This window comes from Rhodoblastus sp. (assembly GCF_052145335.1).
Lineage (GTDB): Bacteria > Pseudomonadota > Alphaproteobacteria > Rhizobiales > Beijerinckiaceae > Rhodoblastus.
Genome location: NZ_JBKQOU010000204.1, coordinates 1 through 14569, shown reverse-complemented (window position 1 = coordinate 14569; position 14569 = coordinate 1). Strand labels below are relative to the sequence as shown.

The 14569-nt window shown below is 62.5% G+C and carries 15 protein-coding genes and 1 tRNA gene; 11 read left to right on the top strand and 5 right to left on the bottom strand.

What is annotated here, in order from left to right:
- Nucleotides 1-89: 89 nt before the first annotated feature.
- Entirely contained in the window at nt 90-1880 is a 1791-nt protein-coding gene (locus tag ACLP2E_RS13075) for a nickel-dependent hydrogenase large subunit (protein WP_442466182.1), read from the bottom strand.
- 47 nt (nt 1881-1927) lie between these two features.
- A complete protein-coding gene (locus ACLP2E_RS13070; RefSeq protein WP_442463568.1) occupies nt 1928-3022 on the bottom strand; it encodes a hydrogenase small subunit in 1095 nt (364 codons plus the stop codon).
- Between the two features lie 441 nt (nt 3023-3463).
- Here ACLP2E_RS13070 and ACLP2E_RS13065 point away from each other — a divergent pair, with 441 nt between their 5' ends.
- Nucleotides 3464-4522: a HoxN/HupN/NixA family nickel/cobalt transporter gene (locus tag ACLP2E_RS13065; protein ID WP_442463569.1), complete on the top strand. Its 1059-nt coding sequence runs from the start codon at nt 3464-3466 to the stop codon at nt 4520-4522.
- Between the two features lie 54 nt (nt 4523-4576).
- Here ACLP2E_RS13065 and ACLP2E_RS13060 read toward each other — a convergent pair whose 3' ends face one another.
- The gene (locus tag ACLP2E_RS13060; RefSeq protein WP_442466181.1) at nt 4577-4879 is read right to left on the bottom strand and encodes a plasmid stabilization protein; all 303 of its coding nucleotides are present in this window, start codon (nt 4877-4879) and stop codon (nt 4577-4579) included.
- A 272-nt stretch (nt 4880-5151) separates the two neighbouring features.
- On the opposite strand from ACLP2E_RS13060, the gene ACLP2E_RS13055 reads away from it, so the two are divergent.
- The 9 genes from ACLP2E_RS13055 (at nt 5152) to serA (ending at nt 13494) form a co-directional block, all read left to right on the top strand.
- Complete coding sequence (locus tag ACLP2E_RS13055) at nt 5152-5667, top strand: (2Fe-2S)-binding protein (protein WP_442466192.1); 516 nt, start codon at nt 5152-5154, stop codon at nt 5665-5667.
- Entirely contained in the window at nt 5664-6680 is a 1017-nt protein-coding gene (locus ACLP2E_RS13050) for an FAD binding domain-containing protein (RefSeq protein WP_442463571.1), read from the top strand. Before ACLP2E_RS13055 ends, ACLP2E_RS13050 begins: the two co-directional genes overlap by 4 nt.
- A gap of 5 nt (nt 6681-6685) precedes the next feature.
- Nucleotides 6686-8902 (top strand): xanthine dehydrogenase family protein molybdopterin-binding subunit, encoded by a 2217-nt coding sequence (locus tag ACLP2E_RS13045; protein ID WP_442466180.1) that lies wholly within the window; start codon nt 6686-6688, stop codon nt 8900-8902.
- Between the two features lie 98 nt (nt 8903-9000).
- On the top strand, nt 9001-9252 hold the full coding sequence (locus ACLP2E_RS13040; protein WP_442466179.1) for a hypothetical protein: 252 nt from the start codon (nt 9001-9003) through the stop codon (nt 9250-9252).
- A gap of 618 nt (nt 9253-9870) precedes the next feature.
- Complete coding sequence (locus tag ACLP2E_RS13035) at nt 9871-10245, top strand: phasin family protein (RefSeq protein WP_442463574.1); 375 nt, start codon at nt 9871-9873, stop codon at nt 10243-10245.
- A 187-nt stretch (nt 10246-10432) separates the two neighbouring features.
- On the top strand, nt 10433-11104 hold the full coding sequence (locus ACLP2E_RS13030; RefSeq protein WP_442466178.1) for an O-methyltransferase: 672 nt from the start codon (nt 10433-10435) through the stop codon (nt 11102-11104).
- 70 nt (nt 11105-11174) lie between these two features.
- On the top strand, nt 11175-11576 hold the full coding sequence (msrB, locus tag ACLP2E_RS13025) for a peptide-methionine (R)-S-oxide reductase MsrB (RefSeq protein ID WP_442463576.1): 402 nt from the start codon (nt 11175-11177) through the stop codon (nt 11574-11576).
- 105 nt (nt 11577-11681) lie between these two features.
- Entirely contained in the window at nt 11682-12134 is a 453-nt protein-coding gene (gene panD, locus ACLP2E_RS13020; RefSeq protein WP_442463577.1) for an aspartate 1-decarboxylase, read from the top strand.
- Nucleotides 12135-12249: 115 nt separating this feature from the next.
- The gene (serA, locus tag ACLP2E_RS13015; protein ID WP_442463578.1) at nt 12250-13494 is read left to right on the top strand and encodes a phosphoglycerate dehydrogenase; all 1245 of its coding nucleotides are present in this window, start codon (nt 12250-12252) and stop codon (nt 13492-13494) included.
- Nucleotides 13495-13555: 61 nt separating this feature from the next.
- Here the strand turns inward: serA and ACLP2E_RS13010 are convergent, their stop codons facing one another.
- Nucleotides 13556-13888, bottom strand: a complete 333-nt coding sequence (locus ACLP2E_RS13010; protein WP_442466191.1) for a ComEA family DNA-binding protein — start codon at nt 13886-13888, stop codon at nt 13556-13558.
- A 212-nt stretch (nt 13889-14100) separates the two neighbouring features.
- Between ACLP2E_RS13010 and ACLP2E_RS13005 the strand changes: the two genes are divergently transcribed.
- A tRNA-Gln gene (locus ACLP2E_RS13005) sits at nt 14101-14175 on the top strand.
- Nucleotides 14176-14197: 22 nt separating this feature from the next.
- On the opposite strand, the gene ACLP2E_RS13000 is transcribed toward ACLP2E_RS13005, so the two are convergent.
- A partial coding sequence (locus ACLP2E_RS13000; protein WP_442466177.1) for a hypothetical protein occupies nt 14198-14569 on the bottom strand: 372 nt, incomplete at its 5' end.

The following is a 14569-nucleotide window of genomic DNA, read 5'->3' as shown; positions in this document are numbered from 1 at the left end:
GAGGGGGCAGGGCGGGGCGTAGCCCCCTCATGCCCGGAGCTGCAGCGCTACTTTCCCCCGCAAGGGAGAAGGAGCGCCCGGCGCCGCGCTTATCTTACCGTCACCTTGGCCATTTCCTGGCCGTCCGGGCTCATCACATGGGTCGAACAGGCCAGGCACGGATCGAAGGAGTGCAGCGTGCGCAGGATCTCCAGCGGCTGGCTCGGATCGGCCATCGGCGTGTTCATCAGCGACGCCTCGAAGGCGCCGATATTGCCCTTGGGATCGCGCGGGCTGCCGTTCCATGTGGTCGGCACGACCGCTTGGTAATTGTCGATCTTGCCGTCCTTGATCCTGATCCAGTGCGCGAGCGCGCCGCGCGGCGCCTCGGTGAAGCCCACGCCCTTGACCTCGGAAGGCCAGGATTTGGGATCCCATTTGTCGACATTGGCGGTGGAACTGTCGCCGGCCTTGATATTGGCGACCAATTTTTCGTAGAAATGCCGCATCTTGTAACCCGCCCACTGGCTTTCCAGCGCGCGCGCCGCCGTGCGGCCCAGCGTCGAGAACAGGGCGCTCGTCGGCAGGCCGAGGTCTTTCAGCAGCTTGTCGACAGGGTCCTTGAATTCGGACTTGTTCTGGGCGTAGCCGACGGTCCAGCGGGCGAGCGGCCCGACTTCCATCGCATGGCCCTTCCAGCGCGGCGACTTGATCCAGCTATATTTGCCGCCTTCGTCGATATTTTCGATATTGGTCTTGGTCCCCTTGGCGTTGGGGCCGAGCTCGTAATGCGGCTCGGTGACGCCGTCCCAGGGATGCAGGCCCTTGGTCTCGTCGGGATATTTGTACCAGCTGTGGGTGACGAATTCCTGGATCTCCTCGGGATCGCGATGGTTGACCGGGAAAACCTCGGCGAGATTGCCATTGATGATGGCGCCCTGCGGCAGCGCGAGATTGCGCGGCGTGTAATCATTGGCGTGTTCGGGGATATCGCCATAGGCGAGCACGGATTGGCTCGACAGGCCGCCGCCGTAGAGCCAGTCCTTGTAAAACGAGCCGATGGCCGCGACATCGGGGAGATAGACCTGGTCGTTGAACTCGATCGACCGGTCGATGATCTCCTTGACGTAGTTCAGGCGCTCCATGTTGATCGCGCCGACGCCGCCAATGCCGTCGACATTGATCGGGCAAGGCACGCCGCCGACGAGCCAGTTCGGATGCGGATTCTTGCCGCCGAAAATGGTATGGATTTTCACGATTTCCTTCTGGAAATCGAGCGCTTCGAGATAATGCGCCACCGCCATCAGATTGGCTTCGGGCGGCAGGCGATAGGCCTTGGAACCCCAATAGCCATTCTTGAACGGGCCGAGCTGGCCGGATTCGACGAATTTCTTCAATCTTCCTTGCAGATCGCGGAAATAGCCGGGCGAGGACAAGGGCCACGGCGAGAGCGATTGCGCCAGCGCCGAAGTGGCCTTGGGATCGGCCGAGAGCGCCGAAACCACGTCGACCCAATCGAGCGCGTGGAGGTGATAGAAATGCACGATATGGTCGTGAACCTGCAGCGCCAATTGCATGATGTTGCGGATGGAATTGGCGTTTTCGGGAATCTGGATCGCCAGCGCGTCTTCCACCGCGCGCACGGAGGTCAAGGCGTGGGTGCCCGTGCAGACGCCGCAGATCCGTTCGGTGAAGGCCCAGGCGTCGCGGGGATCGCGACCGCGCAGGATCACTTCGATGCCGCGCCACATCGTGCCGGTGGAGACGGCGTTGCGAATGACATTATTCTCGTCGACATTCACCTCGACGCGCATATGGCCTTCGATGCGGGTGACCGGATCGACGACGATGCGCTTGCCGGAATTATCGAGATTGAAACCGTTCGGAGTCAGGACGGTCATGGCTGCGTTTCCTCAATTCTTGGTTTCGTTGCACGCGGGACCTGGCGCTACTTGTCTTTCGGCGCCGCCTTGTCGTCATGCTTGACCGTGACGCGACTGATCGCGGTGACGGCGGCATGGGCCGCGACCGCCACGCCCACTGTTGCGGCGGCGGTGATGCCGATCCTGTCGGCATTGGCCTCGACGCCGAACTGGTTGATGTTGCTGAGGCGCTCGTAGAACGGCCCCTTGTCCCAAAAACCGTCTTCCGAACAGCCGATGCAGCCATGGCCCGACTGGATCGGGAAGGAGACGCCATTGTTCCAGCGCACGGTAGAGCAGGCGTTATAGGTGGTGGGGCCCTTGCAGCCCATTTTGTAGAGGCACTGGCCCTGTCTCGCCGCCTCGTCATCCCAATGCTCGACGAACTGGCCGGCGTCGAAATGCGGCCGGCGATAGCATTTGTCGTGGATGCGCTGGGAATAGAACATCTGGGGCCGGCCCTGCCGGTCGAGTTCGGGCAGGCGGCCGAAAGTGGTGATGAAAGTGACGACTCCGGTCATGACTTCGGCGATCGGCGGACAGCCCGGAACTTTTATGATCGGCTTGTCGGTGATGACCTTGTCGATGGGCGTGGCCTGGGTGGGGTTCGGCTTGGCGGCCTGGACGCAGCCCCAGGAGGCGCAGGCGCCCCAGGCGATGATGGCCGCGGCGTCCTCCGCCATCCATTTCAGCTTTTCAACGAAAGGCCGGCCGCCGTCGATGCAGAACATGCCGCCTTCATTGAGCGGCGGATTGCCTTCAACCGCGAGAATATATTTGCCTTTGTATTTTTCCTTGGTCTCTTTGAGGATGGCTTCGGCCTGATGGCCCGCGGCGGCCATGATCGTGTCGTCGTAATCGAGCGAGATCATCGACAGCACGACGTCCTTGACCAGCGGATGCGCCGAGCGAATGAAACTTTCCGAGCAGCAGGTGCATTCCAGCCCGTGCATCCAGATCACCGGAACGCGGGCGTTGGTTTCGAGCGCCTGCGCCACCTTGGCGGCGCCGGTTGCGCCGAGGCCCATGCTGGCCGCGGTGAGCGAGCAGAATTTTGTAAAGCTGCGGCGGGTGATCCCCTGTCGACGAATTACATCATAAAAGGTCTCGACTGCGGCCATGGAGCGCCTCCCTTCCATTTCATTATCTTTCCAGTCGGGCCGACCGGACGTTTGGGCAGGCAGCAGCAAATCGGGCGCCAAATGCGGCAATCGGCCGCATGTTATTTTATGGTTAGTGGAATCAAATAGATAAGCCTAGGGCGCGGAGGGCCGCCGCAGACCGGTCAAAGGCAATATGGAAAGCGGCTTGACGTTGGCCGCAGGGCGCTTTGCAGCGGGAACGGCCAGATGGGCCAGACCATTTGGCTGGCGAAGCGCTTGGCGCCTGTTGCAAAGTCTCTTTGCGGTCCGGGGCGTATTTTGCAGGTCGCATCCCAACGGATGCGCCAAGAATCGCGGCGACGCGACGCCGACGCTACGGCTGGCGCAACTTTTGCTGTCTCCGGCGCAATGGGGAATTTGCGCTAGTCGGCTCAAGCCGCGTCCGCACGGGGAAACGCCATGGTCAGCACGCCCGCTCCAAGTGCCTGCGTCCCGGACCAGGACCGCGACGCGCGGTTGCCGCTGCTTTTCGCTGGGCTGATCCTTGCCAATTGCGCCGCCTGGGTCTGGGCTTTCACGCTTTTCGCCGACCGGCCAGCCCTGCTCGGCACTGCATTGCTCGCCTGGGTGTTCGGCTTGCGGCATGCGATCGACGCCGATCATATCGCGGCCATCGACAATGTGGTGCGCAAGCTGATGCAGGAGGGCCAGCGGCCCTCCGACGCCGGTCTCTATTTTTCGCTCGGCCATTCGACCGTGGTGGTGCTGGCGGCGGTGCTGATCGCCTTCGCCGCCGCGGCGATGAAGGAGGGGTTCGGCGGATTCAGGACGGTCGGCGGCATGGTCGGCACAGCGGTGTCATCCTTGTTCCTGCTGGTGATCGCTGCGGTTAATCTGGTGATCCTGACCAATGTCTGGGCGACCTTTCGCTCGGTGCGGCAGGGGGGAGCGCTGGATCACGCCAGCCTCGACCTGCTGCTCTCCGGGCGCGGCTTTCTGGCGCGGCTGTTCCGGCCGCTGTTCGCCTTGGTCAATTCATCCAGGCGGATGTATCCGCTTGGCTTCCTGTTCGGCCTCGGCTTCGACACCGCCACTGAAATCGGCTTGCTGAGCATTTCCGCAACTGAGGCGGCGCATTCCCTGTCGCCTTGGCAGACCTTGGTATTTCCGGCGCTTTTCACCGCTGGCATGGCGCTGGTCGACACAGCCGACAGCGCCCTGATGGTCGGCGCCTATGGCTGGGCCTTCGTTCGTCCGCTGCGCAAGCTCTGGTACAACCTGACGATTACGGCGGTGTCGGTGGTGGTGGCGGTTTTCATCGGCGGCGTCGAGGCGCTTGGCCTGATCGGCGAGAAATGGGGATTTGAGGGCGCCGGCTGGGATGTCGTCGCCAGTCTCAACGCCAGCCTGGCGGAATTCGGCTTTGTCGTCATCGGCCTTTTCGTCGTCGCCTGGCTGGCGTCGATGATCGTTTACAAGGCCAAGGGATTCGACCGGGCGCCTTTCGTCGCGCCCTGAACGTCACATCGAGCGGGTTTGCCTTGCCCTATTGGCGCTCATCGCCGCCTCACTTCATGCCTTTTTCCGACGCGTCGCCGCAGCCTTGCGCGCCGATGCGGAACGTTCCGCCGGCGTTCTCGACGCCGAAGCGCGGCCGCCGATCTCGCCGCCGCGATGAGAGGCGGGATGGCCGGTAGATTTGCCACGCCCGGAGCCGCCGGGCTTCTTGCCGCCCTTGTCATCCTTGTTGACCGTCGCCCAGGCGCGCCGCTCCGCTTCCTTTTCAGGAACGCCGCGCTGCTCGTAGCTTCCCTCGATATGCTCGGCCTTGCGTACCTGCTTGTCGGTGTATTTCGATTTGTCGCCGCGAGGCATGGCTGTCTATCTCCCTGTATAACGATAAAAAACCTTGATTTCGGCAGAGAGTTCCCCGGTTAAGCGCCAATCGCCAATAGCGGCAAAGGTTTCGCATGTAACGTCAGCGTCGGCTTGCCTTTGAATAGCGACGGCTTAACCATTGGCGTGCGGTTCCAGCTTGCTAAAATATTTGGCCCCGCGGAACTAACGAGGGCGATCGACGATTAGTCGTTGCCGCGGCTCCGCGATCCATAACCAATCCGGACAGGCGCATGACCCAACCAGGCCACATGGCGCAACCGACCTTCAGGCCCACGCGCGCACCGAAAGGGCTCGCAGTGAGGTTGAAAGTCAATGGCGTCGACCGGAACCTCGACTTGCAGCCATGGACGACCCTGCTCGACGCCCTGCGCGACCGTCTCGGCCTGACCGGGACAAAGAAGGGCTGCGATCATGGGCAGTGCGGCGCCTGCACGGTCCTCGCCAATGGCCGAAGGGTCAACGCCTGCCTGATGCTCGCCGTCATGTGCGACGGATTCAGCATCACCACCATCGAAGGATTGGCGAAGCCGGGCGAGCTGCATCCGCTGCAGCAGGCCTTCATCGAACATGACGCGTTCCAGTGCGGCTATTGCACGCCCGGACAAATCTGCTCCGCCGCGGGCCTGATCGCGGAGGGCAGGGCGCGCTCGGTTGAAGAAATCCGCGAGCTGATGAGCGGCAACATCTGCCGTTGCGGCGCCTATCCCAACATCGTGGCGGCGATCGAGCAGGCGATGGCCAAGCAGGCGGCAGGAAGATCATGATCAATTTCGACTATATTCGCGCCGGCAGCGTTGCCGAGGCGGTGCGACGGATCGCCGCCGATCCGACCGCGAAGATCATCGCCGGCGGCACCAATCTGGTCGATTTGATGAAGCAGGACGTCGAACGGCCAAGCCGCCTCGTCGACATTTCCCGCCTGCCGCTCAACACCGTGGAGGAGACCGCCGCCGGCGGCGTGCTCATCGGCGCCCTCGTTTTGAATTCAGACCTCGCCTACCATCCCTTGATCGAAAAAAACTTTCCGCTGCTCTCCAGCGCCCTTCTGGCCGGCGCCTCGCCGCAACTGCGCAATATGGCTTCGGTCGGCGGCAATCTTTTGCAACGCACGCGCTGTTATTATTTCTACGACACGGCGACGCCCTGCAACAAGCGCGCGCCCGGTAGCGGCTGCCCCGCCATCGACGGCCTCAATCGCATCCACGCGATCCTGGGAGCGAGCGAGTCCTGCGTCGCCACCCATCCTTCCGACATGTGCGTGGCGCTCGCGGCCCTCGAGGCGCTGGTTCATGTCACGGGGCCGGCGGGCGAGAGGGCGATCCCCTTCGCGGATTTTCACCGCCTGCCGGGAGACGCGCCCGAACGCGACACTAATTTGCGCGCCGACGAGATCGTCACGGCCATCGAGTTGCCGCCGGAAGGCTTTGCCGCCAATTACACCTACCTGAAGATCCGTGACCGGCTGTCCTACGCCTTCGCCCTTGTTTCCGTCGCAGTGGGCTTGAGCCTCGACGGCGATATCATCAAGGGGGCGCGGTTGGCGCTCGGCGGCGTCGCCCACAAGCCGTGGCGCGACACGGCAGCAGAGGCGGTACTGCGCGGGCGAACGCCAAGCCGCGCCGTTTTCGAAGAAGCGGCGGATCTGGTCCTGCGCGGCGCCCGCGGACTGGCCCACAATTCTTTCAAGATCGACCTGGCGCGCCGCGCCATCGTCCGCGCCCTGACCCAGGCGGCAAACGGCGAGCCGCAATCGCAATCGTGCAAAAGGATCAACTGACCGTCATGGCGAGTCTTATCGGCGCCCCAACATCACGCGTCGACGGCCGCGCGAAAGTCACCGGCGAAGCCACTTATGCGGCTGAGTTCAACGCGCCGGGCGGGCTTTATGGCGCCGTCGTCACGTCCCCAATTGCTCGCGGACGAATAGAGCGGATCGACGCCAACCTCGCCTTGGGCGTGGAGGGCGTGTTCGATGTGTTGACGCATCAGAATCGGCCGCCCATGGCCGACGCGGACGCGGCCTATGCGGACGACATTGCCCCGCCGGGCTCTCCTTTCCGGCCCTTCTATAACGACCGGATTCTTTTCAGCGGCCAGCCCGTGGCGCTGGTCCTCGCCAGGGATTGGGAAACGGCCCGTTTCGCCGCCTCGCAGGTCCGGATCGATTATCGGAAAGAGCCGCACGCCACCGATCTTTTGCGCCAGCGGAATGAGGCTTTCACTCTCTCGGGCGACGCTTTCGCCATGTCCCTGGCAAAGCCGCGCGGCGACGCCGCACAGGCGCTGGCGCGCTCGCCGGTTCGCCGCGAAGGGGATTATTTCATTCCCGTCGAACATCATAATCCAATGGAGCTTTTCGCTTCGACCGTGATCCATGAGGACGACGGCAAGCTCGTCGTCCACGACAAGACCCAGGGCGTTCAAAACGTCCAGCGCTACCTGTGCAATGTCTTCCGTCTGAAGCCCGAGGAACTGCGCGTCGTCTCGCCCTTTGTCGGCGGAGCGTTCGGCTTGGGACTGCGGCCGCAATATCAGGTCGCGCTGGCCGTGCTTGCAGCGCTTGCGGTCAAACGTTCGGTGCGGGTGGTGCTGACGCGCCAGCAGATGTTTGCCCTTTCCTTCCGACCGGCGACGGTCGAAACCGTCGCGCTAGGCGCTGCGGTCGACGGCGCGCTCCAGGCGGTCACGCATCGGGCTTTGGCGATGACGTCGCAATATGAGTCCTTCGCCCGCAACGATTCGACATGGTCGGGCGCGCTCTACAAATGCGACAACGCGAGCTATGCGCATCGGTTGGCGCGGCTCGATCTGCCGACGCCCTGCGACATGCGCGCGCCGGGCGCCGCCACCGGCGTCTATGCGCTCGAATGCGCGATGGATGAACTCGCCGTCGCCCTGAAACTCGATCCACTGGAATTGCGTTATCGCGCCTATTCGGATCTCGATCAGAACGAGGGCATACCCTTCACCAGCAAGGCGCTGCGCGACTGCTATCGCCAGGGCGCCGAAGCCTTCGGCTGGGCGCGTCGCAACCCTGAGCCGCGCTCGATGCGCGATGGCGGCGAGTTGATCGGCTGGGGCATGGCGACGGGCATCTGGGAGGCGCTGCAAATGAAATTCAGCGTCCGCATTGCGTTGAGCGCCGATGGAAAAGCGGAGGTGGCCTGCGCCACCTCCGACATTGGAACCGGGACTTATACCATCATGAGCCAGGCCGCAGCCGAGATGCTTGGCCTGCCGCTCGAAAACGTCACGATCAAACTGGGCGACTCGACCTTGCCGCAGGCGCCGGTCGAAGGCGGCTCCTGGACGGCGGCCTCGGTCGTCGACGCCATCGCCCACGCGGCCGACGCCGTAAAGTCGGACCTTGTGGAATTGGCCCGGCGAGCGCCCGGTTCGAACTTCGCCGAACTCAAGCCGGAAGAGGTGAGCCTCGCCGACGGCAGGATCGTCAGCAAGCGCGACGCCTCCCTGTCCGCGCGGATCACCGACGTGATGGCGCGCACTGGCGTGGAGCGGATCGAGCGGGAGCGAGCAACCGAGATCAAGCGCGACGACAAGCACGCGCGCAACACTCATTCGGCGGTGTTCGCCGAAGTGCGGGTCGACGACCAACTGGGCGTCATTCGCGTCACGCGCGTCGTCACTGCTATCGCCGCCGGGAGGATTCTAAACCCGAAGACGGCGCGCAGCCAGATACTGGGCGGCGTCGTCTGGGGGATCGGGATGGCGCTGCACGAAGAAACACTGATCGATCACAATTTTGGGCGCTTCATGAACGCCAACATCGCAGAATACCACATGCCGACCAATGCCGACGTGGGCGATATCGAGGTGATTTTCGTCGACGAACGCGATGAGTTGATCAACCCGTTCGGCGTCAAGGGTTTGGGCGAAATCGGCATCGTCGGCGTCGCCGCGGCGATCGCCAACGCCGTCTACCACGCCACCGGCAAGCGGGTCCGCGACCTGCCGATCACGCTGGACAAGTTGAACTAAAGCGTTTTCAAGCGGGACATTGGAACGTCGCGCGCTGCTGCCCGTTAACTGCCCGCCGCCTCCAGGACAGGCAGTCCAAAGCGAGATGAACGACGAGCATGACCGTCGGCGAGGCGCTGGCCACGAGCGGTCCCGTCCTGCTTGAGGTTAAGACCGATCCGGAAGTGCCGCCCTTGCCGCCGCATATCGCCATGCAACAGGCGCGCAATTTCATGGGCATGCTGTTGAAAGGCGACGAGCGCGAAGGGTCGCTGCTGAAGGAGACGGTGCGCCAGGTGCTGAGCGCGATCCTGCCCGGCGACAAGCGAGGCGGAGACGCTGAACGCCTTAAGGTTGGGTTGCAAACATGAACGGGACGCAGGACCAAGACGGCGAACATCGCCGGCCGAAAAAGCGCGCCAGGGCGAGATCATCTTGCGCACGCCAACGCAGCGCGACGGCCTTTGGCGACTGCAAAAATCTTTTCTCGATGATGAACCTTTTTTGACACGGGGCGTTTCCATTCCGTGGCGCAGATGGCGACGTTCGCGAGAACGCTGCCGCTCCCGAAAGGGATATGCTGTCATGGGAGCGGCCTGTCCCGAGAAATCGGGCGGGCCGTACCCATTTTTGGCGCCCGTCGGTGCGACCCCGTAGGTCAGCGCGAAAAGGGGCCTCCGAAGCAAGCGCCACATCCCATCAAGCATATAATTCTGACCATTGCCGCCTTCCTGGTCGAAGCGTGGCTGTGGGATGCAGCTATCGCCCTTGGCCACTGGGCCACAGACTTGGTCTCCTGGCGTCAATCCAGGGACTTTGGCGGCCGATTGACGCACCCCCGGGACGCGCGGCCTGATTTTATTGGCTACGTATAGGTACTTAAGGGCAATCACGCTCTTCCGGCGATTCGTATTGCCGAGTAATTCCCCTCTGCCGGCTGCGCCAGAGCGGCCATTCGTGAGCTTTGCGCGCAGCCCATGGAGGAAACAATGTCGCAAAATCTTGATTTCCAGGCTTTGGCCAAAATCCCGTTTGCCGCAGCGACGTCGCTGACCGGAGCTCTGACCAAGCAAGTCGCCGCCTTCGTCACCGAAGCCCAGGGCTATTCGCTGGCCGCTTTCCAATCCAATCTCGCGCTGATCCAGAAACTCGCCAGCGTCAAAAACGTCGACGAACTGGTCAATGTTCAGACCGAACATGCCAGGACCTCCTACGAAGCGTCCATTGCGTGGTCGAAAAAAGTCGGCGAGCTCGCAGCCGACCTCTCGTCGCAAGCGGTCAAGACGGTGCTGGTCAGCCCGCAAAGCGCCAGCGTATCCGTGAAGGTCCCGTCGGTCGGCAAAAGGCTCCAGGCTACCGAATAGCGCGAGCCCTTCGCGCGGAGGCGCGATGACTTGCCTGCGAGAACATCTATCGCCAACGGCCGCGGTTGCGCGGCCGTCCTTTTGCGTCCCGCAGGCGCCTGCGGTGCAGCTTCGCGCCCGTGCCGCCATCCTTGCCTACTCGCCAGAATCGCCTACTCTGGCGAATCCCCCTCCCGAGGAGCATCACATGGGTCAGCCGAGCTGGAACGAAGTCGACGGCTACATCGTCGAGCGGCTTGTTCGCCACGACGACGCGCTCGCCGCCGCACTTGAAGCGAACAAAGCCGCGGGACTGCCGGCGATCGACGTCTCTCCGGCGCAGGGCAAGCTTTTGCATCTGCTCGCCCGGATGGTCGGAGCGCGGCGGGTGCTGGAAATAGGCACGCTCGGCGGCTATTCCACCATCTGGTTCGCTCGTGCGGTACCGCCTGACGGCGTCGTCGTCACCCTGGAGGCGCTGCCCGCACACGCCGACGTCGCGCGCAAAAACATCGAGCGCGCCGGTTTTGCCGCCAAAGTCGACATTCGCGTCGGACCTGCGCTGGAAACCCTGCCATTGCTCGCCGGCGATGGCGGCGGCGCCTTCGACATGATCTTCATCGACGCCGACAAGCGCAGCAATCCCGAATATCTGCGATGGGCGTTAAAACTTGCGCGGGTTGGCTCGGTCATTATCGTCGACAATGTCGTGCGCGACGGCGCCGTTCTCGACGCCAACAGCGGCGATGACGATATACAGGGCATCCGCCGCTTCTTCGACGACCTGGCGGCCGAGGCCCGCCTGGGCGCCACGGCGATTCAAACCGTTGGCTCCAAGGGCTGGGATGGCTTCGCCATCGCTCTGGTCGAAGGGGATTGACGCCGGCTTGCGATCCTTGCCGCGCCGCAAAAAACGCTTATCTATAGCGCGTCCCCGCCCGGAGGCGCGAATGACCACCAAAACATTTAAAATCAGCCGCAGCGACGAGGAATGGCGCGCCCGGCTCACGCCGGAGCAATATGACGTGCTGCGCCGCCACGGCACGGAGCGGGCCGGCTCCTGCGCTCTCAACCATGAAAAGCGCCCCGGCGCCTTTTTTTGCGCGGGTTGCGGACAGGAATTATTCCGCGCCGCCAAGAAATTCGAAAGCGGCACCGGGTGGCCAAGTTTCTTCGATCCGATCGAAGGCGCTGTCGAGACCAGCCGCGACAGCAGTTACGGTATGACCCGCACCGAAGTCCATTGCAGCCAGTGCGGCGGCCATCTTGGCCATGTCTTCGACGACGGGCCGCCGCCGAGCCACTTGCGCTATTGCATCAATGGCGTGGCGCTGGACTTCAAGCCCGAGTGATTTCGCGCCGCTTTTACGAAGGCCAACGAAGCTGCTGGCGATTTCCACGAAAAAACGCTATGCAGCGCGCAAAAGGGTGAGGCCCTCCAGCTTCAAGGAAATTCGATGCGCAAGGTTGTCGGCGCCAAACTGCACGGAATCCACGTGACGGACGCCAATATCGATTATCACGGCTCGATCACGCTCGATCCAGATCACTGTGAGGAAGCGGGGATTCTGCCGCTGGAATTCGTCGAAATCTGGAACAAGAATTCCGGCGCCCGCATTTCCACCTATGTCATCCTCGGCGAGCGCGGCTCGCGCTGCTGCATCCTCAATGGCGCTGCTGCGCGCACCTGTCAGCCGGGCGACCAGATCATCATCTGCAGCTCGATCTATGTCGAGGCGGATGAAATTCCCTCGTTGCGGCCGAAAATCCTGGCTTTCGACCGCGACAACCGCATCATCGACCGGCTTTCCTATCACGTCGATCGCGACGAGACCGGGCGCTTCCGCTTTTCCATCCATGATGAGACGGGCGCGCCACAGCCGATTCCGCTCAAAGCCAAAAAAGTCTGAGCTTTCGCCGACCAAGAAGTCGCGCGAGGGCGCCGGGCGCCGTCAAGTATAAATGCATATTATTGCTCGAAAAGTATGCAACTTTTCGGGAGTATGCTCTGAGGAGTCATCAATAATGAACGCAGGCCTGTCGTTTCCCAAAGACAAGATCAGGGTCTTGCTGCTCGAAGGCATCCACGAAAGCGCCGTGGCCCTGTTCAAGGCGGCAGGCTACACCAATGTCACCCGCCTGACCAAGGCGCTTGACGGCGAAGCTTTGCGTGAGGCGCTTCAGGGCGTGCACATCGTCGGCATCCGCTCGCGCACCAAACTGACGGAAGAGGTTTTCGAGGCGGCGGACCGGCTGATCGCGGTCGGCTGTTTCTCGGTCGGAACCAATCAGGTCAATCTCAATTCGGCCCGCGTACGCGGCATTCCGGTGTTCAACGCGCCCTTCTCCAACACCCGCTCGGTGGCGGAACTGGTCATCGGCGAGATCGTCATGCTGCTGCGCCGGATTTTCCCGCGTTCGGTCTCGGCGCATCAGGGCGGCTGGGACAAGAGCGCCAACGACAGCCTGGAAGTGCGTGGCAAGATTCTCGGCATCGTCGGCTACGGCAACATCGGCAGCCAATTGTCGATGCTCGCCGAGAGCATGGGCATGAAGGTGATCTTTTTCGACATCACCGACAAACTGCGCCACGGCAACACCGAACCCTGCGACACGCTGGAGGAATTGCTGGGCCAGGCCGACGTGGTCAGCCTGCATGTGCCGGAAACGCCGCAGACGAAGAACATGATGGGCGAAGCGCAATTCAAGGCGATGAAAAAGGGGGCCTATTTCATCAATAATGCGCGCGGCACCGTAGTCGATATCGACGCTCTGGCGCAGGCGATCAAGGACAAGCATCTGCGCGGAGCCGCCATCGACGTCTTCCCCAGGGAGCCGGCCGGCAATGCCGAAAAATTCGTGTCGCCGCTGCAGGGACTGGAAAATGTGATCCTGTCGCCGCATGTCGGCGGCTCGACGGAAGAGGCGCAGGAGCGCATCGGCTCGGAAGTCGCGCGCAAACTGGTTGATTATTCCGACATTGGCTCGACTCTCGGCGCGGTGAATTTCCCGCAAGTGCAATTGCCGCCGCGTCCCAATGGCACGCGCTACATGCATGTCCATCGCAATGTGCCGGGCATGATGATGAAATTGAACGATATTTTCTCACGCCGCGGCATGAACATCGCGTCGCAGTTCCTGCAGACCGACGGCGAGGTCGGCTATGTCGTGATCGAGGCGGACGGCACGCGCGAGGATTGCGAGCAGGTGCTGGAGGAAATCCGCGCCCTGGAGGGAACCCTGCGCGCCCGAATCATTTACGAACGCTGAGTTTTTGTCCGCGACGAGAAAAGTGCGCGCCGTCTCATGACGGCGCGTTTTTTTGCGGAAATCAACTCTGCTTGGCGATGATCTGGTTCTTGATTTTGTTATAGACGCCCTTGGGGACGATCTTCTTCTGCCACAACTCGTCCTTGCCCTTGTACGGGCGACCGGCGATGATCGCCTTGGCGCGTACGTCGCCGACGCCCGGCAGCGCCTGCAGCTGCTCCAGGCTGGCGGAATTGATGTCGAGCAGGTCGGCAGCCGGGGCATGCGCGGCGGCCGGTTTGGCCGGAGCGGTCTTGGTGGGAGCTTGCGTCGCCGGCGCCGGGGCCTGCGCGAGAGCGGGTACGGCGAGGGCGATCAGGGCGGCAGCGGTGAATGCGCGCAAAGTCTTGTACATGACGAATTCCTTTCGCCTGGGGGGCGTTTTGTCGGCGACGCGGCGCAGAGGCGACGCCGCCCGCAAAAACTTCACCATTCCGGGCGTTTCGTCAACTTTTCCCGGTGAAACCGCGATTTTGCGGCCGTTGGACAAAAAAAGCGGCGGCGCGCTTGCCCGCAAGGCCTGCGGTGATTATGGTCCGCCCCCAACGATCCGCCGAGTCGGGTTATTGGGGCGTCGCCAAGCGGTAAGGCAGCGGATTTTGATTCCGCCATACGGAGGTTCGAATCCTCCCGCCCCAGCCAGCGATTTTCTGGCGCGTCGCGGCTAGTTTTCGTCCTCCTCAGGAAGGTCGAGGTGCCCGTCGGAGACTGATCGCTCCCACTCGGGATTGCCGAGTTTGGAATCGACCGGCAAGTCGAGGCGGCGCTTCTCCTGTTCGATTTTCGCCTTCAGGTCCTTCGAGTCTTCCTTCAGCTTGTCGAGCGATTTGGCAAGATCGTCTTCCGCCCGTTCGATTGAGATTGACTCGCTCATCACAGCCTCCCTTTTGGCGACGGCCGATTGAGAACGCCTCAAACGAAGCGCGTGTTCCTCCATAGCCCGCCACCCCTGAAACCGGGGCTGCGCCAATGTCGGATGCCGCGAGCCGCGTGTGCAGGAATACTCGCCGGGCTGGTTCGTCAGCCAAGCTTTGGT

What these genes read in the sequence shown, in the direction of transcription:
- ACLP2E_RS13055 (WP_442466192.1), top strand. Translation starts at nt 5,152, where the DNA reads ATGGCGCAACCGACCTTCAGGCCCACGCGCGCACCGAAAGGGCTCGCA.
- msrB (WP_442463576.1), top strand. Translation starts at nt 11,175, where the DNA reads ATGACCACCAAAACATTTAAAATCAGCCGCAGCGACGAGGAATGGCGC.
- ACLP2E_RS13075 (WP_442466182.1), bottom strand. Translation starts at nt 1,880, where the DNA reads ATGACCGTCCTGACTCCGAACGGTTTCAATCTCGATAATTCCGGCAAG.
- ACLP2E_RS13035 (WP_442463574.1), top strand. Translation starts at nt 9,871, where the DNA reads ATGTCGCAAAATCTTGATTTCCAGGCTTTGGCCAAAATCCCGTTTGCC.
- ACLP2E_RS13070 (WP_442463568.1), bottom strand. Translation starts at nt 3,022, where the DNA reads ATGGCCGCAGTCGAGACCTTTTATGATGTAATTCGTCGACAGGGGATC.
- serA (WP_442463578.1), top strand. Translation starts at nt 12,250, where the DNA reads ATGAACGCAGGCCTGTCGTTTCCCAAAGACAAGATCAGGGTCTTGCTG.
- panD (WP_442463577.1), top strand. Translation starts at nt 11,682, where the DNA reads ATGCGCAAGGTTGTCGGCGCCAAACTGCACGGAATCCACGTGACGGAC.
- ACLP2E_RS13010 (WP_442466191.1), bottom strand. Translation starts at nt 13,888, where the DNA reads ATGTACAAGACTTTGCGCGCATTCACCGCTGCCGCCCTGATCGCCCTC.
- ACLP2E_RS13060 (WP_442466181.1), bottom strand. Translation starts at nt 4,879, where the DNA reads ATGCCTCGCGGCGACAAATCGAAATACACCGACAAGCAGGTACGCAAG.
- ACLP2E_RS13065 (WP_442463569.1), top strand. Translation starts at nt 3,464, where the DNA reads ATGGTCAGCACGCCCGCTCCAAGTGCCTGCGTCCCGGACCAGGACCGC.
- ACLP2E_RS13030 (WP_442466178.1), top strand. Translation starts at nt 10,433, where the DNA reads ATGGGTCAGCCGAGCTGGAACGAAGTCGACGGCTACATCGTCGAGCGG.
- ACLP2E_RS13040 (WP_442466179.1), top strand. Translation starts at nt 9,001, where the DNA reads ATGACCGTCGGCGAGGCGCTGGCCACGAGCGGTCCCGTCCTGCTTGAG.
- ACLP2E_RS13050 (WP_442463571.1), top strand. Translation starts at nt 5,664, where the DNA reads ATGATCAATTTCGACTATATTCGCGCCGGCAGCGTTGCCGAGGCGGTG.
- ACLP2E_RS13045 (WP_442466180.1), top strand. Translation starts at nt 6,686, where the DNA reads ATGGCGAGTCTTATCGGCGCCCCAACATCACGCGTCGACGGCCGCGCG.